The following is a 23,458-nucleotide window of genomic DNA, read 5'->3' on the forward strand; positions in this document are numbered from 1 at the left end:
CGCAGCATCACAAAAGCGTGCCGCATCCACCACTTACAGTGCTTCTCGATATGCCCCTTACGGGCCAACCCTTAGCAAAGCCGCAAAATTTTAGCACATCGCCATGCAATACGACCTCAGTCACGCAGCTCTTGAGATTCGCGAGGGCCGCGAAAGCGCATCCAGCCTCATGGAATTGAGCATTGCCGCCGCACAAAGCCCTCTGTGCGCACATGTTTTCAGCCAGACTTTTTTCGACAGCGCCCGCTGGGCCGCCGCAGAAACTCCGCGCACCCAACCTCTGGCAGGCCTGGCCGTTTCCATCAAGGACCTGTTTGATATGCAAGGTTCGCGCAGCGCCGCCAGCTCCAAGGTGCTTCGGAACGCTCCTCTGGCAGAAAGCACGGCGACCGCTGTTGCCCGCCTGCAGAATGCAGGCGCTGCCCTCATCGGCCGTACACATATGGTGGAGTTTGCGTTTTCAGGCGTGGGGGTGAATCCGCACTTTGGCACGCCTGCAGCACTGGATGCACGCCACCCCGCCAACCCGCAGCTTGCGCCGACACGCCCTGCCCGCATTCCTGGCGGCTCATCTTCAGGGGCTGCAGTCTCGGTCGCCAGCGGCGCAGCCTGGGCTGCCCTGGGCTCGGACACCGGCGGCTCCATCCGCATTCCGGCCGCCCTCAACGGACTGGTTGGCTTCAAAAGCACGGCTCGCCTGGTCCCCACCGACGGCACCATCCCCTTGTCCCCCACTCTGGACACTGCCTGCGCCATCACGCGCAGCGTGCGCGATGCCGTGCTGCTCCATGAAATCCTCGCCGACCGCCAGGTCACCAGGATCGATCGTCCTCTGAATCAATGGCGTCTGGCCGTACCACGTCAGATCTTCTTCGAGCAGATCGAGCCCGCTGTCAAAGTCGCGTTTGAGCGCAGCGTCGCCCAGCTGCAGGCTGCGGGAGCATCCATCGAATGGATAGACCTGCCCGAACTTGAGGAGCTGGACGCCGTCAACATCATCGGCGGCTTCTCCCCCACAGAGAGCTATGCCTGGCACCGTCCCTATCTGCAGGACCCTGCCCAGGCCGCACTCTATGACCCACGCGTGCGCTCGCGCATCGAGCGCGGCGCCAACATGAGCGCAGCCGACTATCTGGATCTGATCGCTGCGCGCAAGCGCTGGATTGCCAGGATGGAAGCTGCCATGGCTTCGTTTGATGCGCTGCTCTCCCCCACCACCCCCTTGACCGCCCCCACCATCAGCTCCGTTGCACCCGCCAATGGCCTGAGCCCGGAGGCCGACGCCAAGCACGATGCGGAATTTGTGCGCGTCAATGCCTTGCTGCTGCGCAATACCAGCGTCATCAATATGCTGGATGGCTGCGCACTCTCCCTGCCCTGCCATCAGGCCAATGAGCTGCCCATGGGCCTGATGATCTGGCACGCTGCGCTGCATGACGATGCCGTGCTGCAAATCAGCGCGGCCATTGAAGCCGTGCTTCAAGCCAACGCCTGATCTCGTTACGACTTACGCAGATCAGGCTCCGGGCAAGAGCTTGGCCTCAAGGCCGCAGTCCTTGGGACATCCTTGTTTGCGCAAGCTTTACCCATTATTGATAGCTGCCAGCGCTTACCAGCAAAGGGTTAGCAGCCTATTTCATGCAAATCCATCACTCACCCCAACAGGCCGTTGACACTCAAAAGTCAACTCTATGAATAAGCAATGACTGCCGCTGGCGCTATGCTCGTCGCATGCTGCGCATCGCCTCCGACACCACACCCACCAGCGCCCCTGGCTGGCCGCTGTTTGACACCGCCGCCACCCGACGGATCGAACAGGACTACGCCCGTCAACTCCCGACTCACACCCTGATGCAACGTGCAGGCCTGGCAGTTGCGCGTCTGGCCATGGCTATTGCGCCTCATGCACAGCGCATCTGGATTGCCTGCGGTCCGGGCAACAACGGCGGAGACGGCTTTGAAGCCGCCGCACAACTCAAGGCCCTTCGCCCCTTATCGCAAGTTCTGGTCAGTGAAGTGCGCGCCCCGCAACACCTGCCGGCCGACGCAAAAGCCTCATGGCTGCGCGCCCAGGCAGCAGGCGTGCAATGGGTGGAGCAATGCCCCGAATACATGGGAGCGCAGGATTTGTGCATTGATGCCCTGCTTGGCATCGGACTTCAAGACAAAAGCACCACCAAGCCCAATACGGATCAGCGCAGGCTGCTTCAACTATTGCAGCAAGTGCAGCGCAGCAGCTGCCCCGTGCTATGTGTGGATATCGCGTCGGGGCTGAACGCCGACACAGGGCAATACCTGACCGAACTTGCACCGACAGCAGTCCCAGAACACCACCCCAGCCCGCGCCACACCTTGGCTCTGCTGACATTGCATCCCGGCCTGTTCACCTCACAAGGGCGCGATGCTTGCGGCCAAGTCTGGTGGGATGACCTCGGCTACAGCACTTGGAACGCACAGACCCCAGCAGCAGCTCCAGCCGCCAGATTGAGTACACGCCCCACTTCAGGCTCGCAGCCTGCTCGCCCACACTCCAGCCATAAAGGCAGTTATGGCGATGTGGTGATCCTGGGCGGCGAGGGCCTTGGACATCGAGGTTTATCCATGACAGGCGCCGCATGGTTGGCCGCCCTGACCGCACTGCATGCTGGCGCGGGACGCGTGATGCTTGCGCTGCTGGACGCAGAGCATCGAACCGATCAGGCCATCTCCCCTTGGCCAGAAATCATGCTGCGTCAGCCGCAAGCGCAAGACTGGCATAGCGCAACCGTGGTCTGCGGATGCGGCGGAGGTCAGGCCATCGAGCCCTGGCTGCCCACGGTTCTGCAGCAAGCCCCTCGCCTGGTGCTGGATGCCGATGCCCTCAATGCCATCAGCCAAAGCGCGAGCCTGGCCAAGCTGCTGTGCAGCCGCGCCACGCGTCAGCAGTCGGCCATACTCACACCCCACCCTCTGGAGGCTGCCCGGCTGCTTAAGACCGATACCCAAAGCGTGCAAGCCGACCGTTTGCGCGCCGCGTCGGCCCTGGCGCAGCAGTTCCAATGCACCGCCCTGCTCAAAGGATCCGGCACCGTGATTGCAAGTCCCGCAAGTACTCCATGGATCAATTCCAGCGGCAATGCGCTGCTGGCGCGTGGCGGCACGGGGGATGTGCTGGCCGGGCTGACAGGCGCCATCTGGGCAACTGGCTGCACGGCAGAACAGGCCGCCGTTCAAGCAGCCTTCCGTCACGGGCAGTTGGCCGACGAATGGCCTGCCCACATTCCTTTCAGCGCCAGTGTCCTGGCCATGCACCTGGGTTGAACAACGCCACAAGCCACTTGACATACCCCCCACGCTTGCCCACTTCGTTTGACCGCTGCCCCCCAAAGGTGGCCGCTTATTGCCTTAGGGCGGCCCGGCGGCAATAAAAAAGGCCTTGTCACTGCGGACAAGGCCTTTTCCCCTTGCGCCCTTGGCAATAGCGCGCCGAATGTTTAACGCTCGGTCTTGCGCTTGGCAGTTTTCGTGGCCGCAGCAGACGCCTTGGCACGCTTGACGGGCTTGGCCTTGTCAGATACCGCTGCCTGCACGACCGGTTTGGCTGCAGGAGCATCACCACCCAGCAGGGCCGCCACCTTCTTCTTGCCGGCCGCCTTGCGTGGCGATGCGGCAGCCACAGGCTTGCTCGCCAAAACAGGGGCTGCGGCAGGCTTGGCTACCATGCCTTCCTGAGCATATTCAGCCTCCAATGCCGCCAAATTCACGCCTTTGAGCATGGCCTTCTTGGCAGCCTTGCGGCCTTGCTTGCCCCCATTCGCATCGACAACGGCACCAGCAGTGTTGCGCTGCGCACGGTTGACCTTGGCATCACGACGGCTCCATTTTTCGGCATAGCTACCGCCTGCGCGATCATCGCGTTGGTCACGCGGCTCACGGCGGCCTCGCACTTCTTCCTTGCCAGCACCACGGCGAGGAGACTGCATGATGGCGTCCTCACCGTCGCGCACCAGACGGAAGTCAATGCGGCGACCATCAAGATCCACCCGGCTGACCTGAACCCGCACCCGGGTACCAATGCCATAGCGCACACCGGAGCGCTCACCGCGCAATTCCTGACGCGCCTCGTCAAAGCGGAAGTAGTCGCCACCCAGCTCGGTAATGTGAACCAGGCCTTCCACATACATAGCGTCCAGCGTCACAAAGATGCCGAAGGTCGTGACCGAGGACACAGCGCCCGCAAACTCCTCCCCCAGGTGCTCGCGCATGTATTTGCACTTGAGCCAGGCCTCCACATCACGGCTGGCCTCATCGGCGCGGCGCTCGTTGGCACTGCAGTGCAGACCCGCAGCCTCCCAGGCCTGAAACTCCTTGCCCGCGGCGCGCTTGCGCGGCTTCTGGCCGGGTTCGACCACGCGGGAAGCCAGGCGCTTGGCCATCTTGGCGTGGGCCTCACCGGGCGTGGGCAGGTTCGGCAGCTTGTAGTGCGTACCGCTCAGCTCCGCCTTGATGACGCGATGCACCAGCAAATCCGGATAACGACGGATGGGGCTGGTGAAGTGCGTATAGGCCTCGAACGCCAAGCCGAAATGGCCTGTGTTCTCAGGTGTGTAGAAGGCCTGCATCATGGATCGCAGCAGCATGGTGTGGATCTGCTGCGCATCGGGCCTGTCCTTGGTGGCTGCCGCAATCTGCTGGAACTCCCTGGTCGTAGGGTTCTCGCTGATGCTCATGCCCACGCCCATGGCCTTGAGATAGTTGCGCAGGATCTCCTGCTTTTCCAGCGAAGGCTTGTCGTGCACGCGAAACAGGCCCAACTGCCCGCTTTGCTCGATGAAGTCGGCGCTGCAGACGTTGGCCGCCAGCATGGCCTCTTCAATCAGCTTGTGCGCTTCGTTGCGGGTCCGCGGCACGATCTTCTCGATGCGGCCATTGTCGTCGCAGACGATCTGCGTCTCCGTGGTCTCGAAGTCAACGGCGCCACGCGCTTCGCGCGCCTTGAGCAAGGCCTGATAAACACCATGCAGATTCAGCAGATCCTGCACGCGCTCCTTGCGCCTGGCCGCCTCCGGACCGCGCGTATTGGCCAGGATTGCCGCCACTTCCGTATAGGTGAAGCGCGCATGGCTGTGCATGACCGCAGGGTAGAACTGATAGGCCTGCACTTCACCCTTGGCCGTGACCAGCATGTCGCAGACCATGCACAGACGGTCCACATCAGGGTTAAGGGAACACAAGCCGTTGCTGAGCTTTTCCGGCAGCATGGGAATCACGCGGCGCGGAAAGTAGACGCTGGTGGCGCGATCGTAGGCATCCACGTCAATGGCACTGCCGGTCGTCACATAGTGGCTCACATCGGCAATCGCCACCAACAGACGCCAGCCCTTGCCGCGCCCCACCTTGGCGGGCTCGCAATACACGGCATCGTCAAAGTCACGGGCATCTTCGCCGTCAATCGTGACCAGCGGAATATCCGTCAGGTCAATGCGCTGCTTGCGGTCGGCAGGGCGCACCGTCTCAGGCAAGGCCTTGGCTTGCTCCAGGCAAGCATCGGAGAAAATATGCGGCACATCGTACTTGCGCACCGCAATTTCGATCTCCATACCCGGATCATCAACCTCACCCAGCACTTCGGTGATGCGCCCCACCGGCTGACCAAACAGGGCCGGCGCTTCGGTCAGCTTCACCACCACCACCTGCCCTGGTTGGGCAGAGCCGGTGGCGTTCGATGGGATCAGGACGTCCTGACCGTAGCGTTTGTCTTCGGGTGCAACAAGCCACACACCGCTTTCCTGCAGAAAGCGGCCAATGATGGGCTGATCCGGACGCTCCACAATTTCAACCACACGCCCTTCAGGACGGCCACGGTAGTCGTTCCGGGCAATGCGTACCTGGACTCTGTCCTTGTGCAGCACGGCTCGCATTTCATTGGGGGGAAGGTAGATGTCACGCTCACCATCGTCACGGACGACAAAACCGTGTCCGTCGCGGTGGCCCTGCACAGTGCCCAAGATTTCTTCGTTCATATCGGCAGCTTTAGCGCGAGGGTTCATTTTTTTGATATACAATCTATGTCTTTCCTGAGATGCCCAGGTGGCGGAATTGGTAGACGCACTAGTTTCAGGTACTAGCGGGTAACTCCGTGGAGGTTCGAGTCCTCTCCTGGGCACCAAGTTTAACGACAACCCAACAAGGTTTCGATGAACTGGGGAAACATTCTGACAATTGGAATGTTTTGGCCCTGTTGGCATCTCTTGAAAATTGAAGTTTGAATTTACGCTATAATTCAAATCTTCCCTGAAAGCCCAGGTGGCGGAATTGGTAGACGCACTAGTTTCAGGTACTAGCGGGTAACTCCGTGGAGGTTCGAGTCCTCTTCTGGGCACCAAACACGACAAGCCGTTGCATGCAAATGCAACGGCTTTTTCGTTTCCCCCGCCACTCTCTCGGCCTCTCAAAAACTTTGCAGAAATTGCGCCAACTCGCCAGAACACTGCATTGGCCGCTATATAATTCATCCCATCCTGAGAGCCCAGGTGGCGGAATTGGTAGACGCACTAGTTTCAGGTACTAGCGGGTAACTCCGTGGAGGTTCGAGTCCTCTTCTGGGCACCAAACACGACAAGCCGTTGCATGCAAATGCAGCGGCTTTTTCGTTTCTCCCACTACCCTCTAGACCCCTCAAAAAAACTTTGCAAAAATTGCGCCAACCCGCCAGAACACTGCGTTGGCCGCTATATAATTCATCCCATCCTGAGAGCCCAGGTGGCGGAATTGGTAGACGCACTAGTTTCAGGTACTAGCGGGTAACTCCGTGGAGGTTCGAGTCCTCTTCTGGGCACCAAATACGACAAGCCGTTGCATGCAAATGCAGCGGCTTTTTCGTTTCTCCCATCCCCCTCTCAGCCTCTCAAAAAACTTTGCAGAAATTGCCCCAACTCGCCAGAACACTGCGTTGGCCGCTATATAATTCATCTCATCCTGAGAGCCCAGGTGGCGGAATTGGTAGACGCACTAGTTTCAGGTACTAGCGGGTAACTCCGTGGAGGTTCGAGTCCTCTTCTGGGCACCAAATACGACAAGCCGTTGCATGCAAATGCAGCGGCTTTTTCGTTTCTCCCATCTACCCTCTCAGCCTCCATACGAACAATCCAGGTACAAAAAAAGGGAGTCTTGCGACTCCCTTTTCTAGTTTGCCGGAACGCTTATTTGCGCAGCAGCTGTTTGAGCGCAGACTGCAGGCGGCGAGCCGAGGCTTCATCGCTGCTGCTTGCCAGCACGACGGCCACATCCTGACCCCAGGTTTGCTGAGGCGATGGATCGTTGCGGCGGGTCAGCATCTGCAGTTGCAATGCACGACGGGCTGCCAGCTGGTCGGCAGGCGTATGCACATCGGCTGCCATTTCAAGACGCAGCAGCGCTTCGGCAGCATCACCCTTGGGAGCTGCAGCAATGGCATTGCTCCAGGAGGAGCGCACAGGTGCCGTCACCTTTCCACCCAGTTGCTGGGCCGAAGGCATCTGCTCTGCATCACGAGCCTGCCATGCCCCCATGAGCTGGGTCAGGGCCTCGCCATGGGCTTGGGCCGCCAGCTTGCGCAAAGCTTCCTGAGCATGCTCCATCGCGTCACGCTGAGCACGGAAAGCAGGATCTGCCAGACGCGGACCACGCTCTTCACGGCCAAATTCACGACGACCGCGCCCCATGTCACGACTGCTATCACGGCCATCGCGACCACCGCGATCTCCACGCGCTGCATCGCGGCCACGCCCACCGTCCCTGCGATCACCAGGACGAGCACCAGCCACAGGAGCAGCTTCCTTCTTCGCACCGGGGCGGTCGTCACCGCGCACAGCCACCACAGGGCGCGCTGGTTTGGCTGCAGGAGCCTCAGCAGCCGCTTCTGCTTCAGGAGCAGCTTGCGCTTGATTTTCCTGGGCTTGAGCCTGATTTTCATCAGATTTTTCCGCCACAGGTTGCGCCTTCATGGCAGCTTCCAGCTCGGCCAACGCGGTACGGATTTTCTGCGCATCGCCGCTTGCGTTGGCGACTTCCACAGCCTGGGAGGCCTCCAGCACACGGCGGTCATGCTCGGACAGCTCCACGACCAGACCGCGCGAGCCGCGATCGACACTCTTGCGGTTGAAGGCTTCATCCAGCGGCTTGCGGAAAGCATCCCAGAGCTTTTGCTCATGCTTGCGATCGAGGGGCACGCCTTGCGCCTCGGCCTGCCAGCGCTGCTGCAATGCCTTGACTGCGTCGATGCGCAGGCTGGCAGCCGCACCCAGCGTCACAGCCTCGTCGATCATGGCGTGGCGGCGGTCCAGGCTGGCTTTTTGCGCAGCCTGCAAAGGAGCCTCGGCAGCAGCCATGGCTTGCTTGAACAGCGGTTGCAGCTCGGCAAACAGCTTTTCGCCGATATGACCGCTTTCACGCCAGCGCTCACCAAACTGGCGCAGTGCGCGCAGCATGGTCTTCCAGTCCTGGCTGGCCGAATGCTCTGCAGCCCAGGCCTTGATCTCTTCGATCAGAGCCATGCGCTGGGCCTTGGCCTGCGTGCTGTCCTGGCGGATCTTGTCGTGCCAGGACTCGACCACCTTGTAGGCAGCGTTGCAGGCCTCGTCAAACTTCTTCCACAGAGCGTGGTTGGCCATGGCGCCCTGGTCGGCTTGCTTCCACTGCTCGCGCAGGCTGCGCAGGGTTTCCTGAATCTTGCGACCACCCAGAGCCTGACCTTCGGGACGGTTGAGCAAAGCTTCGGCCTTGGCCACCAGCTCTTCACGCAGCTTGTCTGCATTCTGACGCTGCCAGCCGTCGGCTTCACCCGCAGCCAGCAGGGCTTCGTGCACTTCTGCGACCAGGGCCTCTTCGACAAAACGGCCATGCGTCTTGATGGCAGCGCGCAGAGCTTGCACAGCAGCAGAACCGGCCTTGCTGTTACCAGCCGCCGTTTCTTCCTTCAGTGCCTGCAAAGCCTGACCCAAGGCAGCCTTGGCAGCTTCCACTTGCTCTGGCGAAGGCTTGCCGCGACCTGCAGCAGCTGCACGGGCAGCGGGCTTGACGGCTTCCACAGGCGCTGCCTCAGGTGGCAGGCCACGGGCCACGCGAATTTCATCGGCCCAGACAGGCACCGTGGGTAGAGGTGCGGCGTCGTCTGCAGCAGCAGCTTCGGTCTGCGCCAGCGCGGACTGGAAAGCCTCCCAAACCAGCGCCAGCTGCGCCGATGCTGCTTCCAATTGAGGAGGGAAACGACCGTCCACGCTGCTCCAGCTGGCATCTCCGGTCAGATCCTTGGCCTGCTCCTGCCAGCGGGCCACGTCAGCGCCCAGGGCTTCGAGAACCGCCTTGGCATCCTTCCAGGACTTGGTGGACAGTACTTCGATGCGTTGCGCCAGCAGCAGTGCCACTTCACGCTGCACCTGGGTGCGGTGTTGCAGATCTTCCACGGCCTTCACACGCTCGACCAATTGCACCTTGAACTGCGACAGCGGCTCGCGCGACAGTGCGGCGCCCGCCTTCGCAGCATCACGCTGCCAGGCCGCAGCTGCAGCAGCGTCGAAAGGCACGGCAGCCAGCAGGGTCTGAGCCTTCTCGGCCCATTCCACGGAAATCTTTTCCTGGTTTTCGGTACGGCGGATTTCGTCCAGGCGCTCGCGCACGGCGCGGGCCGCGCTCTTGTCGCGGCCATTGAGTTCCTTGTGGACTTCCTGGAGTTGCTCAACCGAGGGTTGAGTGGTCAGCCAATCACGGATGCGCGCGGCGCGATCACCCGAGGTTTCGGCAGAAAAAGCACCACCCGTCAGCGCATCCAGCGGATGTTGCTCAGAATTCTTGGCAGAGGCCGGGCTTACTTCAGATGCATCAGACATGGTGCTGCTAGGAGAGATAGAGGTCATGTAGGGGTCAAAAAATGCTTGTCAGCCTTTGCAGAAATCGCTGCAACCGGCCCGTGCCAACCCATCTGAGGGCAGGCATCGCAAGCTCAAGACCAGATGCCAAAGCACCTGGGCAAAGCGCTATTTTCGCCTTTATTTGAAGACAAGCCAAAAAAGGCGAAATCAAGGTGCGCTGCGCGCACCTTCGATCACTGCGCAGACAGGCTCAGTTGGGCGCGCGGAGTCCAGTCCTTGTCCTGTACATCCAGCTTCGGAGCGCCAAGGAACAGACGCTCCAGCGGCAGATTCTGTGTCGCCAGATAGTCTCTGACTGCCACACCGCGCGCCAGGGCCAGCTCACGCATGGCGTCATCAGGCACCTTGATGCTGGCCACCAGCAGCTCCTTCATCTGATCGGCAGGCAGATCCTTGGCCATTCCGACCATATTGCGGGGCTTTTTGATGTCAGCACGGCCATAGACCGCCTTGAGCAATGCAGGCCGCTCGGCCTCGCTGAACTCGGTGATGTCTTCGGCGTTCTTGCCTTCGCGCAGATTTTTGCGGCGCTTTTCTGCCAGCAGCAGACGATCGAGCTCCACAGCCTTCCACGCTTCCTTGTCTTCCGCTTCGCGCGACTCTCCCGCAACAGTCATCTTGAGCGCAGGACGGTCGTTGAGCGCCTTGACGATCTTGCTCAGTTGATCCTTGGCCTTGGCATCGAGCTGGGCACTACCTGGCGCAAAGTTCACGGCACCCGATTCATCACCACCCGAGAAAGCGCCTGACAGCAGCGCAAACGGCGCCGTCACAGCCTTCATGATGATGTTGCCTATCACCTTGAAGATGATGGGAGCCAGGCGGAACTGGGGGTCATTGAGCGAGCCGCTCAATGGCACATCCAGATCTATCACGCCATTGCGGTCGGACAGCAAGGCCACGGCCAGCTTGACGGGCAGCGATGCTGGCGCACCTTCGACCTTGTCACCAAAGGTCAGCTGACGCAACACCAGCTTGTTGGATGCTGTCAGCTGCCCATCGGGCTGCACCTTGTAGTTGACATCCATATAGAGCTTGCCGCGCTCGATGCCATAGCCCGCGTATTTGATGGAGTAAGGCGACAGCGGCGACAACTCCAGGTCATTCATCTGCGCGCGCACATCAAGCGCCAGAGGCTTGGCCAGGGGGTTGACCTTGCCACTGATATCCAGCGTCGCCGTGCCCTGTGCCCTGCCCTTGATTTCCAGATCGGCCATCTGAGGCTCGGCCTGACCTTGCGGAGGCTGGGACGAAAACGCACTCAAGCGGCCATTGAGCTGACTCAGATCCGCCGAGTAGTTGGGCTGAATGAAGTAGTCGGAAAACTGCACCTTGCCCCCCGTCAGCACGATCGGGCCGACGTTGATGACGGGAGCGGGGCCGCTGTCTTCTGCCTTGGCAGGCTCGGGCGCTTTTACCACTGCAGGCTTTTCGCCTGCCGCAGCCTGGGCATTGGCCTGCTCGTTCTGGGCCACGGACTGCTCGGACTTCTCCGTCTTCAAAATGTCCTGCAGATTGATACGTCCATTGCGCTGCACGATGACACGAGCAAAGAAATCGCTGAGCGCCGTCTCTCGCACGCTCACACGCAGCGGTTGCTGCGGGCGCAGATTCAGGTCAAGCCCGCGCACGGCCAGGGTCTTCCAGGCCAGCAGATCGTCGCCCAGCCCCAGACCCGTGCGCTCCGACAAGGCCTTGGCACGCTCTGCAGTGGAGTCGTTGAGCACCGCTGTGAGCGCCCCCTTGGCAGTGACTGGCTTGTCGGTTTCTTCACGTACGGGCGCAGCCAGGGTGGAGCGCACACGCAGATCGGTCAGCTCCACATCACCAAGCACGCTGAGCTGCGGTCCCCTTGGTTGGGCAAGATAGTTGAGCTTGCCGCGGAAGTTGCCGTCCGCACGCACGAGGTTCACATTGAGCTTGTGCCCGAAATAAGGCTCAAACGCGTGCAGCGGCACAGCCTGCGCCTGCAGCTGACCTTGAGCAGACAGGGGAGTCAGCCCCAGCTGACCACGGAAATTGATACTACCGGCCTTCACACGACGGCCAGCACCCAAACGCGCAGACACTTCCAGCGGGCTGGGCGCAGCTTTCGCGGCCAAAGGCTCAAATGCCCCCAGTCGCACGCGCAGCGCACTCACATCCAGCTCCACGGGCTGAGCACTTTGTCCTTGCACAGGAGCCGCATCGCTGAAGCGCACTGAGCCGCCGTCCACCGCCAGTCCTGCAAGCTTCACATTCCAGGGCTTTTCCTGGCCAGCCTTGGCCGCAGCCTTGGTGCTTTTTCCACCCTTGGCCTGAGGCAGCCAACGCTCGTACATCCAGTGACCTTGCGCATCACGCAATGCCGCCAACTGGGGCTTTTGCACCTCCAGCGACTCCAGCTGCACCAGTTGCTGAGCTACATCTATATGAGCGCCCGCCAGCTTGATCTGATCGACCGAAACCGGAGCTTGCTTGTCCTGCACCTGCAGCTTGTCTGCGGTGAACTCCTTCACCTCGGCGACCACACCAGCCTCGCTCCAGCCGACCCGGGCATCCGCCTGCAGCATGGCACTGAGCTGAGGTTTGAAATGCGCCTCTATATATGGTTGCACCCACTGCAGCGGCAATTGCTGCAACTTGATATCAAGCTTGCCGTCCTTAGGGGTTGCCTGACCTTCCACCGTCAGAGTCGCAGCCCCCTCTTCCTTGGCTTGCTCGCCAGAATGCAACCGGGCCTTCAAGTCCAGATCAAGCGGCTCGCTCATGGGCCAGCGCACGTTCTTGACCTGCACGGCCAAAGGCGCCAGAGTCAAAGCCGCAGGAGCTGCACCCGTAGCCTCATCCCGCCAACGGACCGTAGCTTCATCCACATCGAACTGGCGCACATGGACAGCCAATGCCTGGGCAGGCTTTTGAACCTCGGTCGAGGCATTCCCCTCGGCCTTGACCGGCTTATCAGCAACTTCAGCGCGCTCAGCCTGAGCAGAGGCACCCAAGCCCAGCCAGTTGATGACGCCTTGCGCATCACGGCTGGCAAAAATCTCGGGCTTGACCCAACGTACAGACTCCAGCGTGATCTGGTTTTGCAACGGTCGCACATCGGCCAGCTGCAGCTGCAACGACTCGAACTTCAGCAAAGGGGCATGCTGGCGATCCTGCAGTTCCACACCAGACAGTTCCAGCTTGCCGTTCACGCCAACAACCGCTTGCTCCTTTTGCTCGAAGCTGATCTGCAAATCCGTATCAAGCACACCGGACAAGGGCCTGACAGGCACACTGGCCGGCACATAGCCGAGGTAGGGAGTGAGGTCGATCTGGTCCCACTTGAGCGTCATGGTCGTCTGGCGGCTGTCGGCAAACGGCGTGCTCTCGCCGCTGGACTCGAACTTGCTGCCATTGAGGTCGAAAGCCAGATGCGGCAGGACCTTGATTTCGCGCTTGGACTCCAGATTGCTGATGAAAGGAATGCCCAGCTGCAGATCCTTGAGCTCATGCTTGCGCCGCACGGACTCATCATTGAGCTCCACACGCCCATCGCGCAAAGCGATGTTGTAGAGCGCGAAATTCATGGGCCTGGAAGGCTCTTCGTCCTTGTGCTCGGAGAGCTTGGCGATCACATCGTCGATGTCCAGCTTGCCCAGCGAGTACTGCGTCAGACGCACCACAGGGGCATCGACCTCGATGGCATCCAGCACCGGTGCCAGACGGAAGATGGATTGAGCACTGGCATCGACAAAAATGCGCTTGATTTCCAGTTGCGGCTCGGCGGCAGACTGCAAATCCTTTTGCCCTTCAGCGCTTTGTGGATCTACGCCATCAGCTACTTTTTTTATAGCTTTATCAATCACCAGATCATGAATGGTGACCGCCATGGACCATGGTGCAAATTCCACCTTGCCCACATGCACGCCGCGCCCCAGCTTTGCGGACGCCTGTTTTTCCAGTTGACTTTTGGATACTGAAGGCACGATAGCCCAGAGCAGCAGCCATAACAGCAAGACGGCCAAAACAGACCAGATCAACCGGCGCAACCAGCGGTTCGATGTGAACAATGACATATGTGTTTTTCTTGGAACGAAACTCGAAGGCTTCCCTAGGCCTTCGGGTGCTTGGACTGGCGATGAGCAGGATGTCACTTTACTCCGTACAGAGCCGTGTCGCCTCCTTGCATTGCTCTATATATAGAGGGCACTCTCATCTCCTGGGAGAAGTCTGCGTCAGCCAGCGCCGCTCCTGATCAAAAACAAGGCCAAACCGGGCCTGGGAATGCAAACAATCCACAAACACCAGGGGCAAAAAGCGTCGGCATTTTGAGCCCAGAAATGACAAAGCCCGGAAGTGGTCAGAGCCGACTTCCGGGCTTTACGGCTGGTACCAGACCAGGCCGTTTTTCGCGGATCAAGGAGGGTGTGGTCCTTGCCGCTGGAAGCAACAGATTGCTCCCTTAAGTGCCGCAGCGAAGATAACGAGCAACTGCCAAAAATCTGAAACACAGAGTCCTGGCGAGAGTTTGCTTTTCCTTTCCGTTGGCATACACCTGCGACTTGCAGGCAGATTCACTATAACCGTGCTTGTAAAGGGTTACCAACTTTTTTGCACTTTATTTCGGCTTGATGACAAAACTAACGAAGTTAGCGTACACACAGCGAGAAGCCATCATTTCCTGCTGCTTCATTGCAAGCAATCTGTACATACATACAGTTTTAATATTTCCAAAATGAATATTGATTTCAATCAATAGTATTGACTGTTTATTTAGCGCACTTCTAGAATCCGCCACCGCTCGAAATGAGCCATTTTTTGTTTCCGCTGCCTCACGACTGAGCAGACCGATGGCGCCTGACACCCACATGGCAGGCGCCTTTTAATCGGCCCGCAGCAACACCTCATCGAGGCTGTCGTCCTCGCTGCAGCAACCATGCTGGTTGCACTGCCGCACTCGGGTGACCCCTCCAGAAAGGACTAGCTATGTCAGCGTCAGGAAAATTCATCGCCACCGTGCGAACGTTGGGCCATAAGACGGCTCACGGTTTTCTTGCTCTTACCCACAACGGTTTTGCCCTCCTGGGCTTGGCCGTGGCCATCTCGGCCCTGATTTTGATTTCCCGCCCCGATCTGCGTCTGGCTGGCGAGTCCCAGCTGCGCCAGTGGCTTGATGCCCGCCATGCGCCTGTTGCAGAAGTCGAAGAAATTGAAGAGCCTCAAGCCACCAGCATGATGCTGGCGGCCAGCGACCGGGCTACTGCGGTCAACCCCAAGAACCTGCCCAAGGAGCAGGCGGCCGTGGCCTACTGGCTCAGCAAGAAGTACCGCGTGGCTCCGGAGCCTATCGCGGCACTGGTCAGCGAAGCCTATGTCCAGGGCAAGGCCAATCAGCTCGACCCCACGCTGATCCTGGCCATCATGGCCATAGAGTCGAGCTTCAACCCCTTTGCTCAAAGTTCGGTGGGCGCGCAAGGCCTGATGCAGGTCATGACCAAGGTTCACACCGACAAGTACGAGACCTTTGGTGGCCAGCACGCGGCATTTGACCCCGTGACCAATCTGAAGGTCGGCGTGAAAGTGCTCAAGGAATGCATCGCACGCGCCGGCTCCATCGAGGGCGGGCTCAAGTACTACGTGGGTGCAGCCAATCTGGAAAGTGATGGCGGCTATGCGGCCAAGGTGCTGGCCGAACATCAGCGCCTGCGCATGGCCGCTGGCCTGCGCAGCAGCTCCGTGATGACAGCCAAGGCCAGCACACCTGCAGCCAAGCCTGCAGCGACAACCACTGCCGCAGCCACCACCACGGTGTCGCATGCCGAGCAAGTGGCTCTGGCCGACCCCAAGCTCTAAGCTCGGAACCTCCAATCAATTTCAAGCTGGCCATTGCCAGCTTTTTTTGTTGCCGGACCGCCCCAAGATGGAAACTCCGGAGCAGCCTAGGAGCACTCGGATGAGCAGCAGCCACATCCAATGGGCAAGCGTGGGTTGTCATTTCTCATGGTGCCGCCGGAATACAGGAAAAGCCGCGTCCGGCTTCAGCCCTCCGTCAGCTCAGCTACACTAGCGGATGTACGCAACTGGCGATAGGCGCTGCCAACCGGCTGCCGCTGACGTGGAAACCAGCAGACTGCAAGGTCTGTGAACCACCGGGGAGCGTACCGCCCAAGGTCGCAGCGATTGCAACCCTCAAGCGTTTCAGCCGTTCGCCTGGGCAGCCCTTGGCTTCAAGGGAATATCTAGTTCACAGGACTGCCATGTTTCAACGCACCGATACCGTCGAGAAAGTCGACCCCGAACTGTTTGCCGCCATCCAGGCTGAAAACCATCGCCAGCAAGAGCACATCGAGCTGATCGCCAGCGAGAACTACTGCTCGCCCGCCGTGATGGAAGCCCAGGGCTCGCAACTGACCAACAAGTACGCCGAAGGCTATCCAGGCAAGCGCTACTACGGTGGCTGCGAGCATGTGGACGTGGTCGAACAGCTGGCCATCGACCGCATCAAGCAAGTCTTTGGCGCCGAAGCTGCCAACGTGCAACCCAATTCCGGCTCGCAGGCCAACCAGGCCGTGCTGATGGCTTTTGCCAAGCCCGGCGACACCATCCTGGGCATGAGCTTGGCCGAAGGCGGTCACCTGACCCACGGCATGGCGCTGAATATGTCGGGCAAGTGGTTCAAGGCCGTCTCCTATGGTCTGAACGCTGACGAAGCCATCGACTACGACAAGCTCGAAGAGCTGGCTCGCGAGCACAAGCCCCGCATCATCGTGGCTGGCGCCTCGGCCTATGCCCTGCGCATCGACTTCGAGCGCTTTGCCAAGATCGCCAAGGAAGTCGGCGCCATCTTCTGGGTGGACATGGCCCACTATGCCGGCCTGATCGCCGCAGGCGTGTACCCCAACCCCGTACCCCACGCCGACGTGGTCACCACCACCACCCACAAGAGCCTGCGCGGTCCTCGTGGCGGCGTGATCCTGATGAAGGCCGAGCACGAGAAGGCCATCAACAGCGCCATCTTCCCCGGCCTGCAAGGCGGCCCTCTGATGCACGTGATCGCCGGCAAGGCCGTGGCTTTCAAGGAAGCCCTGACCCCCGAGTTCAAGGCCTACCAGGAACAAGTGGTCAAGAATGCCAAGGTGTTCGCCGAGACCCTGACCGAGCGTGGTCTGCGTATCGTTTCCGGCCGCACCGAGAGCCACGTCATGCTGGTGGACCTGCGCGCCAAGGGCATCACGGGCAAGGCTGCCGAAGCGGCCCTGGGTCTGGCTCACATCACCGTGAACAAGAACGCCATCCCCAACGACCCCGAAAAGCCTTTCGTGACCAGCGGCATCCGCATCGGCACTCCCGCCATGACCACTCGCGGTTTCGGCGAGGAAGAGACCCGCCTCACCGCCAACCTCGTGGCCGATGTGCTGGACAAGCCCGAAGACGAAGCCAACCTGGCCGCCGTGCGTGCCAAGGTGGCTGAGCTGACGGCCAAGTTCCCCGTCTACAGCAAGTAAGACAGGACGCGCGGCCCGACCATGAAGTGCCCCTTTTGCAGCAATCCGGACACGCAAGTGGTCGAAACCCGCGAGTCCGAGGATGGGGGCTTCATTCGCCGCCGCCGCCGCTGTGGCGGCTGCGACAAGCGCTTCACCACCTATGAGCGCCCCGAAGTCAGCCTGCCCACCATCGTCAAGAAGGACGGCAGGCGCATCGAGTACGAACGCGCCAAGCTGCAGGGGTCTTTTCAGATCGCCCTGCGCAAGCGCCCTGTGAGCACCGAACTCATCGACGAGGCCATAGACCGCATCGAAGACCGTTTGCTCAATCTGGGCCAGCGCGAGATCGATTCCAGCCGCCTGGGCGAGCTGGTGATGGATGAGCTCAAAGGTCTGGACAAGGTCGGCTATATCCGCTTTGCCAGCGTGTATCGCAGCTTCGAGGATGTGGACGACTTCAAGAGCATCATGGATGAGGTCCGCACCCCAAAGACCAGGGCCAAGTCCAAGCCGACTCCCCAGTGAGAAACAAAAAAAGCCACCTTCAGGGTGGCTTTTTTCATCCTCAATGCAAACGCTCTCAAATCAAGAGCATTTGGCGTCACTCCTGCCTAGGTATTGAATTCATTTTCAGCAGAAATCATTAGTGAATGCGCGCTATGCGCTCCTGCAAAGGTAGCAGCATGGGACCATGCTGGCTTTGTGCGCGTATATATGCCACCAGCGCATCCAGATCCAGCATCCCGCCTACCACGTCCTTGCCCTCAGTGAAGACACTGAAGTTATCGCCGCCTGTGCCCAGATAGCTTTGCATGCCGACGCGATAGCTCTGGGCAGGAGCTAGCAACTGCCCATTCAGACGCATCTCGCTCACGCGCTGCCCCGCAGGCTGGCTGCGATCAAAGCGATAGCTGAAGCCCGAAGAGACCTGCAGAATGCGCGGCGCATCGACGGTGTTGGTGCCGCTGGCGAACTGCTGCTCCAGTGCCTGATGCAGCTGCGCGCCCGTCAGACTCATCACCATCAGCGTGTTGCCAAAAGGCTGAACGCTGAAAAGCTGCCCGTAGTTCACGCTGCCGTCGGCCGCCGGCACCAGATCAGCGCGCACGCCCCCGGAGTTCATCAAGGCCAGTTGCGCACCGCCTGCCGTCTCGTCCTGAGTGGCCGCCAGTATGGAGTCCGCCACCATGCGACCCATCACGCTTTCACCATTGGCCTGCAGCACGCGGCTGGCGGCCGCTGCCAGCCGCCCCACGCTGGCTTCGGCCAAGGGCTGGGCCGCGGCCTTGTAGCGTGCCACCAGTTGGGCGACCTCCGCATCGGCCGCATAGACGGGAAATTCGCGCTGCAGCGCCACCGGGCCCGAGCTGGCGGTAAACGGCTCGCCCTGCACAATGTTCTGGCGTGCAGAGCGGTGCGATACGCGGCGGGTCTTGGCATCGACGGTGAGCTGCACCTCGGTCAGCAAGGTCCCGTACAAACCGGCGCTGGTCAGCAAAAATGGTTTGCGCGCATCCACCTTGGCGTAGTCGCAGAGATAGGAGCGATGGGTGTGGCCGGAGATCACCACATCCACCTCGCTGGAAAGCTGCTCCAGGATGGGCACGATATCCCCGGACAGGCCCTTGCAGCTATCGTCCTGCAAGCCTGAGGTGGTGGCCCCGCCCTCATGAATCAGCACCACGATGACATCCGCGCCCTGGGCCCGCAACTGCGGGATCAGCGCGTTGGCGGTCAGCGCCTCACCCGTGAACGTCAAGCCCTTGACCCCGCTGGGACGCACCATATGCGGTGTGTTCCTGAGCGTCATGCCGATAAAGCCCACACCTATGCGCAAACCATCCTGCTCGAAGAACTTCACGCCCATCGCAGGAAACAGCGGCTGGCCGTCGTTGCGAAGCGTATTGGCCGCCAGATACTGAAAATCCGCGCCCTTGAAGGGCTTGCTGAGCTGACAAGGCTGTTTGCTCGTGAATTTTTCGCAGCCGCCGCCCTGCATGCGCAGCAGCTCTGCATAGCCCTGGTCGTATTCATGATTGCCGGTGGCAGCAAAGTCCACCTTCATCAAATTCAGCGCTTCGATGGTCGGCTCATCGAGAAACAGCGACGACACAATGGGTGAGGCTCCAATCATGTCCCCAGCCGTGACCAGCGCCACATGGCGGTTGGCTGCTCGACGTTCGGCAATGGCCTGGGCCATATAGGCAGCGCCGCCCGCAGGCACGCTGACATTGCGGCCCTGGGCATCCTGCGCAATCACGGCCTGCTTGGGCGGCTCCAGATTGCCGTGAAAGTCATTGAAGCCCAACAGCGTGATCTGCATGCTGGCCGGGCGCACGACGCTGCCTCCGCCGCAAGAACTCAGCCCCAGCGCCAGCAAGGCCATGCCCAGGCCACGCAAAGCACAACGCCAGCCTGGCGAGCTGGCGCGGGGCTGGCGTTGAATCGTTTGAGAAATTGCTACCACCATCGAACTCTCCTGAGCCGAGGTTGTACTGCACAAAGCAGTCTGCCTGATGTCAACACGATTTGCGCAAATCAAGTTCAGGCAAGAAATCTTCCCTATGGGAACGCTCCTTGTGCATCCTTGTTTGCGCAAGTCCCGGCCAAGGGAACCGGGTCAGGGCACCGGTCAGGCCGCCGATGCAGGAATGGGCTTGAGGCCGGAGTCCACATCGCCACACTGGGCCCGGTGGCGCAGTGCGTGGTCCATGACCACCAGCGCCAGCAGTGCCTCGGCAATCGGCGCGGCGCGAATGCCCACGCAGGGGTCGTGCCGGCCTTTGGTGATGACTTCGGTGCTCTGGCCGTGCACGTCTATGGACTCACGCGGTGTGATGATGGAGCTGGTGGGCTTGATGCCAATACGCACTTCCAGATCCTGCCCCGTGCTAATGCCGCCCACGATACCGCCCGCGTTGTTGCTGCGGAAACCCTCGGGGCTCAGCGAATCGCCATGCGTGGTGCCGCGCTGGGTCACGCTGTCAAAGCCTGCGCCGATCTCCACGGCCTTGACCGCATTCAGACCCATCATGGCGTAGGCGATGTCGGCGTCCAGGCGGTCATACAGGGGTTGGCCCAGGCCTACAGGCATGTTGCTGGCATTCACACGCAGCGCCGCGCCGCAGGAGTCGCCGCTCTTGCGCAGCTGCTCCATGTATTCCTCGAAGCGGCTCACATCGGCCACAGGCGCGAAAAACGGGTTGCTCTGCACATGCTCCCAGCTCTCGAAGCCTATGGACAGATCGCCGATCTGGGTCATACAGGCGCGGAACTCGGTGCCGAACTTTTGCTTGAGCCACTTCTTGGCCACGGCACCCGCGGCCACCGTGGGCGCCGTCAGGCGTGCCGAAGAGCGGCCGCCGCCGCGCGGGTCGCGGATGCCGTATTTCTGGAAATAGGCATAGTCAGCATGGCCAGGGCGAAAGCTCTGGGCAATGTTCGAGTAGTCCTTGCTACGCTGGTCGGTATTGCGGATCAGCAGCGCAATCGGCGTACCCGTGGTCTTGCCTTCGTAGACGCCGGAGAGGATTTCCACCGCATCGGGTTCGTTGCGCTGGGTCACGAACTTGCTGGTGCCGGGGCGGCGGCGATCCAGATCGAACTGGATGTCTGCCTCGCTCAGCTCCATGCCCGGAGGGCAACCGTCAATCACACAGCCGATGGCCGGGCCGTGGGATTCACCAAAATTGGTAACCGTGAAAATTGTGCCAAAGGTATTGCCGCTCATGGACAGAGATTATCGTTGAAGTGACAGCCCGCCTGCACAGGCCGGTCCTGGCAATTCGGGTTGCACTGCGTTGACTGCCGTTTGCCCAGCCATCTACAGTTGCTGGCATGAAGCTGCTGTTTGTACTGGCCTCTGCCTTGCTGTCCATCGTCGTGGGCGGTATTGGCGGCCTGCTGTTCAACGAATTCGCCCCCTCGCGCTGCGCAGGCCAGTATGCCTGCGGCTATGGCAAGGCCGTCATCAGCATGATGGTGGGCCTGGGCATCGCCCTGCTGTGCTTCGTGGGGCTGCTGTTCAAAGGTCTGCGCAACCGGCGCGACAATACGCCCGCGTCACCAGAGCGCCGGATGTGAGCCTGGTGGCATGGCCACATGCTCCCAGGCTGCGGGTGTGCGCGAGAACTGAGCGCAATGCCGTACGGCCTGCAATTGACCAAAGCCACTGTCCAGGGTCTCCAGGTAGGGACTCATATCGGCACGCGGCTGATCCCAGTCACCCGCCTCCACTGCAACCCGGCCCAGGCTGCGCAGCCAGTACGCCACTCCTGCCAGCGTGACGCGCACACGCCAGCTGCCGCCTTCTGTGGCCTGGCGCAGCAAGGCAGCCTGAATGCCAAAGGCCAGCAAAAAGCCTGCACCGTAGTCAAGTGCCTGCACGGGCAGCACGCGCGGTTTGCCATCACCCCGTGTCAGTCCTTCATCCACATTGATGCCCGAGGCCGTTTGCACCAGCGAGTCAAACCCGCGCCGCCCGGCCCATGGCCCCTGCCAGCCATATGCAGCAAGTTCCGCCACCACGATACCGGGGCGCAGCTGTGCCAGTTGCTCGGCCCCGAAACCTTTGGCCGCAAGAGCATCGGGCCTATAAGCCTGCAAGAAGACATGGGCCTCGCGCAGCAGCTGCTGCAAATCGCCACGCCCTGCTTCGCCGCGCAAATCCAGTTGGGCTGACCGCTTGCCACGGCTGAGCTCGGCAATGGCCTCGATATTGGGCAAATGCGGGCCGTTAATCATCAGCACATCGGCACCATAGGCAGCCAGCGTGCGCGCGGCCACCGGGCCCGCGATGATGCGGGTCAAGTCCAGCAGCTTGATGCCCGCCAGCGGCCTTTGTCCATCGCCCAGTTGCGGCCAGGGCAGCGGCGGTGCATCGCTCACGCGCTCCAGAGCGATCAATGGGCGGTTGGCGATTTCGGCTTCCTGGCCCTGCTCCAGCCATTGCTCGTGGCTGCGCAGCGCCACTATTGGCAATCCGGCAGCTATGGCGCGGGCTTCAAAGTCTGCCGCCGAACATTGCTGCAGGGCCTGCTGAACCTCGATGCGCGACGTTTGCGCGTCGGTCGGCAAACCCAGCAGCGCCAGCGCACCATCGCGGTGATGCTCAAAATTGGCATGGATGCGCACCCAGCCCGGCTGACCTATGCCAGCCCCGCAGGCATACAGACCCGAGATGGGCGACCACAGGTCAGGCACCACGCCATCAAGCGCGAAATAGCCGCTGGCCTCGAAAGCAGCATGCCGTGCATCCACGCTGATTTGCTGGGCCTGTCGTCGCGGTTCGCGTAGTTGCTCGATTTGCGTGGAGGCCAGTGCAGCAGCGGCCACGCTAGCCTGAATCGCAGGCACGACGGCGAAGCTGCTGGCAAAGCCTTGTGGGCAGCCATCGCCCGTGAATTGCACACTCTGCAGTGCTGCGGCATCCAGGCGCGCACCATTCCACAAGGCCTGCAGGACATTCATAGGTGCCACTATGGGATTCATAGCTGATTGCGCCTGACTGGCAAGCGTTAGAGGTAATTTTCGCTCTATAAAAAACAAACCCCGCAACCAGGTGGGGCGGGGTTTGATCTCTGAACCAAGGGTTTGGGCACTCAGTCGGCAGCGCCCTGGCGCTCGCCTTCAGGCCAGTCGCGGATATAGGCCTTGAGCATGCGGTTTTCAAAATTCTGGCTGTCCACCACAGCCTTGGCCACGTCATACAGCGAGATCACGCCCATCAGCATGCGCTTGTCCATCACGGGCATATAGCGCGCATGGCGATCCAGCATCATGCGGCGCACCTCGTCCATATCGGTTTCCATGGTGCAGGTCATGGGCGCGTCGTCCATGGCGCCGCGCACGGAGATGTTCTCCACGCCGCCGGTCTTCACAAAGCCCTGGATCACTTCGCGGAAGGTGAGCATGCCCACCACATCGCCGTGATCCATCACGACCAGCGAGCCGATGTCCTTCTCCGACATCACCTGCACCGCCGCGGCCAGGCTTTCGTCGGGCGACACCGTGTACAGGGTATTGCCTTTGACGCGCAGGATGTCACTAACTTTCATTGCTGTTCTCCGAAGTCTGTTTGGCACGCTGTGGCAGCTTTTGTCCTGCATGTGTCAGCAC

14 protein-coding genes, 5 tRNA genes and 1 riboswitch are annotated in these 23,458 nt (G+C 60.7%); of the genes, 11 read left to right on the plus strand and 8 right to left on the minus strand.

From position 1 onward, the window contains the following. Window positions 1-103: 103 nt before the first annotated feature. A complete protein-coding gene (locus QMY55_RS15790; protein WP_283485125.1) occupies window positions 104-1,495 on the plus strand; it encodes an amidase in 1,392 nt (463 codons plus the stop codon). A gap of 236 nt (window positions 1,496-1,731) precedes the next feature. Beyond that, window positions 1,732-3,300, plus strand: coding sequence for an NAD(P)H-hydrate dehydratase (locus tag QMY55_RS15795; protein WP_283485126.1), 1,569 nt, complete (start codon window positions 1,732-1,734; stop codon window positions 3,298-3,300). Window positions 3,301-3,473: 173 nt separating this feature from the next. Here the strand turns inward: QMY55_RS15795 and rnr are convergent, their stop codons facing one another. Further along, window positions 3,474-6,029, minus strand: coding sequence for a ribonuclease R (rnr, locus tag QMY55_RS15800; RefSeq protein ID WP_283485127.1), 2,556 nt, complete (start codon window positions 6,027-6,029; stop codon window positions 3,474-3,476). Between the two features lie 34 nt (window positions 6,030-6,063). Between rnr and QMY55_RS15805 the strand changes: the two genes are divergently transcribed. The 5 genes from QMY55_RS15805 to QMY55_RS15825 all read left to right on the plus strand — a co-directional run bounded on the left by QMY55_RS15805 (window position 6,064) and on the right by QMY55_RS15825 (window position 7,048). Further along, window positions 6,064-6,148 (plus strand) — tRNA-Leu (locus QMY55_RS15805). Window positions 6,149-6,279: 131 nt separating this feature from the next. After that, window positions 6,280-6,364 (plus strand) — tRNA-Leu (locus QMY55_RS15810). A gap of 142 nt (window positions 6,365-6,506) precedes the next feature. After that, window positions 6,507-6,591: transfer RNA gene (locus QMY55_RS15815), tRNA-Leu, on the plus strand. A gap of 144 nt (window positions 6,592-6,735) precedes the next feature. Further along, a tRNA-Leu gene (locus tag QMY55_RS15820) sits at window positions 6,736-6,820 on the plus strand. A 143-nt stretch (window positions 6,821-6,963) separates the two neighbouring features. Beyond that, window positions 6,964-7,048: transfer RNA gene (locus tag QMY55_RS15825), tRNA-Leu, on the plus strand. A 133-nt stretch (window positions 7,049-7,181) separates the two neighbouring features. On the opposite strand, the gene QMY55_RS15830 is transcribed toward QMY55_RS15825, so the two are convergent. The 3 genes from QMY55_RS15830 to QMY55_RS15840 all read right to left on the minus strand — a co-directional run bounded on the left by QMY55_RS15830 (window position 7,182) and on the right by QMY55_RS15840 (window position 14,724). Beyond that, the gene (locus tag QMY55_RS15830; RefSeq protein WP_283485128.1) at window positions 7,182-9,845 is read right to left on the minus strand and encodes a DUF349 domain-containing protein; all 2,664 of its coding nucleotides are present in this window, start codon (window positions 9,843-9,845) and stop codon (window positions 7,182-7,184) included. A 215-nt stretch (window positions 9,846-10,060) separates the two neighbouring features. Continuing rightward, on the minus strand, window positions 10,061-13,930 hold the full coding sequence (locus QMY55_RS15835) for a DUF748 domain-containing protein (RefSeq protein ID WP_283485129.1): 3,870 nt from the start codon (window positions 13,928-13,930) through the stop codon (window positions 10,061-10,063). Between the two features lie 542 nt (window positions 13,931-14,472). Next, window positions 14,473-14,724: a hypothetical protein gene (locus QMY55_RS15840; protein ID WP_283485130.1), complete on the minus strand. Its 252-nt coding sequence runs from the start codon at window positions 14,722-14,724 to the stop codon at window positions 14,473-14,475. 116 nt (window positions 14,725-14,840) lie between these two features. Here QMY55_RS15840 and QMY55_RS15845 point away from each other — a divergent pair, with 116 nt between their 5' ends. The 3 genes from QMY55_RS15845 (at window position 14,841) to nrdR (ending at window position 17,866) form a co-directional block, all read left to right on the plus strand. Then, complete coding sequence (locus QMY55_RS15845) at window positions 14,841-15,707, plus strand: lytic transglycosylase domain-containing protein (protein ID WP_283485131.1); 867 nt, start codon at window positions 14,841-14,843, stop codon at window positions 15,705-15,707. 213 nt (window positions 15,708-15,920) lie between these two features. Next, a riboswitch (ZMP/ZTP riboswitch) is annotated at window positions 15,921-16,077 on the plus strand. Window positions 16,078-16,111: 34 nt separating this feature from the next. Beyond that, window positions 16,112-17,359 (plus strand): serine hydroxymethyltransferase, encoded by a 1,248-nt coding sequence (glyA, locus tag QMY55_RS15850; RefSeq protein WP_283485132.1) that lies wholly within the window; start codon window positions 16,112-16,114, stop codon window positions 17,357-17,359. Window positions 17,360-17,380: 21 nt separating this feature from the next. After that, window positions 17,381-17,866: a transcriptional regulator NrdR gene (nrdR, locus tag QMY55_RS15855; protein WP_283485133.1), complete on the plus strand. Its 486-nt coding sequence runs from the start codon at window positions 17,381-17,383 to the stop codon at window positions 17,864-17,866. 118 nt (window positions 17,867-17,984) lie between these two features. Here the strand turns inward: nrdR and QMY55_RS15860 are convergent, their stop codons facing one another. Next, window positions 17,985-19,811: a bifunctional metallophosphatase/5'-nucleotidase gene (locus QMY55_RS15860; protein WP_283485134.1), complete on the minus strand. Its 1,827-nt coding sequence runs from the start codon at window positions 19,809-19,811 to the stop codon at window positions 17,985-17,987. A gap of 162 nt (window positions 19,812-19,973) precedes the next feature. After that, window positions 19,974-21,071 (minus strand): chorismate synthase, encoded by a 1,098-nt coding sequence (gene aroC / locus QMY55_RS15865; RefSeq protein ID WP_283485135.1) that lies wholly within the window; start codon window positions 21,069-21,071, stop codon window positions 19,974-19,976. A gap of 107 nt (window positions 21,072-21,178) precedes the next feature. Here aroC and QMY55_RS15870 point away from each other — a divergent pair, with 107 nt between their 5' ends. Next, window positions 21,179-21,424 (plus strand): hypothetical protein, encoded by a 246-nt coding sequence (locus QMY55_RS15870; RefSeq protein WP_283485136.1) that lies wholly within the window; start codon window positions 21,179-21,181, stop codon window positions 21,422-21,424. Here QMY55_RS15870 and QMY55_RS15875 read toward each other — a convergent pair. Together QMY55_RS15875 and QMY55_RS15880 are read right to left on the minus strand one after the other, a co-directional pair. Then, window positions 21,404-22,831, minus strand: coding sequence for a CoA transferase (locus QMY55_RS15875; RefSeq protein ID WP_283485137.1), 1,428 nt, complete (start codon window positions 22,829-22,831; stop codon window positions 21,404-21,406). The genes QMY55_RS15870 and QMY55_RS15875 overlap by 21 nt on opposite strands. A 110-nt stretch (window positions 22,832-22,941) precedes the next feature. Beyond that, window positions 22,942-23,397 carry a CBS domain-containing protein gene (locus tag QMY55_RS15880; protein WP_283485138.1) on the minus strand — a complete coding sequence of 152 codons (456 nt, stop codon included), beginning with the start codon at window positions 23,395-23,397 and terminating at the stop codon, window positions 22,942-22,944. Window positions 23,398-23,458 lie beyond the last annotated feature (61 nt).

It is taken from the genome of Comamonas resistens (assembly GCF_030064165.1).
GTDB lineage: Bacteria > Pseudomonadota > Gammaproteobacteria > Burkholderiales > Burkholderiaceae_C > Comamonas > Comamonas resistens.

Bases quoted from the DNA above. Each gene is read 5' to 3' on its own strand.
- QMY55_RS15790 (WP_283485125.1), top strand. From the start codon at position 104: ATGCAATACGACCTCAGTCACGCAGCTCTTGAGATTCGCGAGGGCCGC.
- QMY55_RS15795 (WP_283485126.1), top strand. From the start codon at position 1,732: ATGCTGCGCATCGCCTCCGACACCACACCCACCAGCGCCCCTGGCTGG.
- rnr (WP_283485127.1), bottom strand. From the start codon at position 6,029: ATGAACCCTCGCGCTAAAGCTGCCGATATGAACGAAGAAATCTTGGGC.
- QMY55_RS15830 (WP_283485128.1), bottom strand. From the start codon at position 9,845: ATGTCTGATGCATCTGAAGTAAGCCCGGCCTCTGCCAAGAATTCTGAG.
- QMY55_RS15835 (WP_283485129.1), bottom strand. From the start codon at position 13,930: ATGTCATTGTTCACATCGAACCGCTGGTTGCGCCGGTTGATCTGGTCT.
- QMY55_RS15840 (WP_283485130.1), bottom strand. From the start codon at position 14,724: ATGTGGGTGTCAGGCGCCATCGGTCTGCTCAGTCGTGAGGCAGCGGAA.
- QMY55_RS15845 (WP_283485131.1), top strand. From the start codon at position 14,841: ATGTCAGCGTCAGGAAAATTCATCGCCACCGTGCGAACGTTGGGCCAT.
- glyA (WP_283485132.1), top strand. From the start codon at position 16,112: ATGTTTCAACGCACCGATACCGTCGAGAAAGTCGACCCCGAACTGTTT.
- nrdR (WP_283485133.1), top strand. From the start codon at position 17,381: ATGAAGTGCCCCTTTTGCAGCAATCCGGACACGCAAGTGGTCGAAACC.
- QMY55_RS15860 (WP_283485134.1), bottom strand. From the start codon at position 19,811: ATGGTGGTAGCAATTTCTCAAACGATTCAACGCCAGCCCCGCGCCAGC.
- aroC (WP_283485135.1), bottom strand. From the start codon at position 21,071: ATGAGCGGCAATACCTTTGGCACAATTTTCACGGTTACCAATTTTGGT.
- QMY55_RS15870 (WP_283485136.1), top strand. From the start codon at position 21,179: ATGAAGCTGCTGTTTGTACTGGCCTCTGCCTTGCTGTCCATCGTCGTG.
- QMY55_RS15875 (WP_283485137.1), bottom strand. From the start codon at position 22,831: ATGAATCCCATAGTGGCACCTATGAATGTCCTGCAGGCCTTGTGGAAT.
- QMY55_RS15880 (WP_283485138.1), bottom strand. From the start codon at position 23,397: ATGAAAGTTAGTGACATCCTGCGCGTCAAAGGCAATACCCTGTACACG.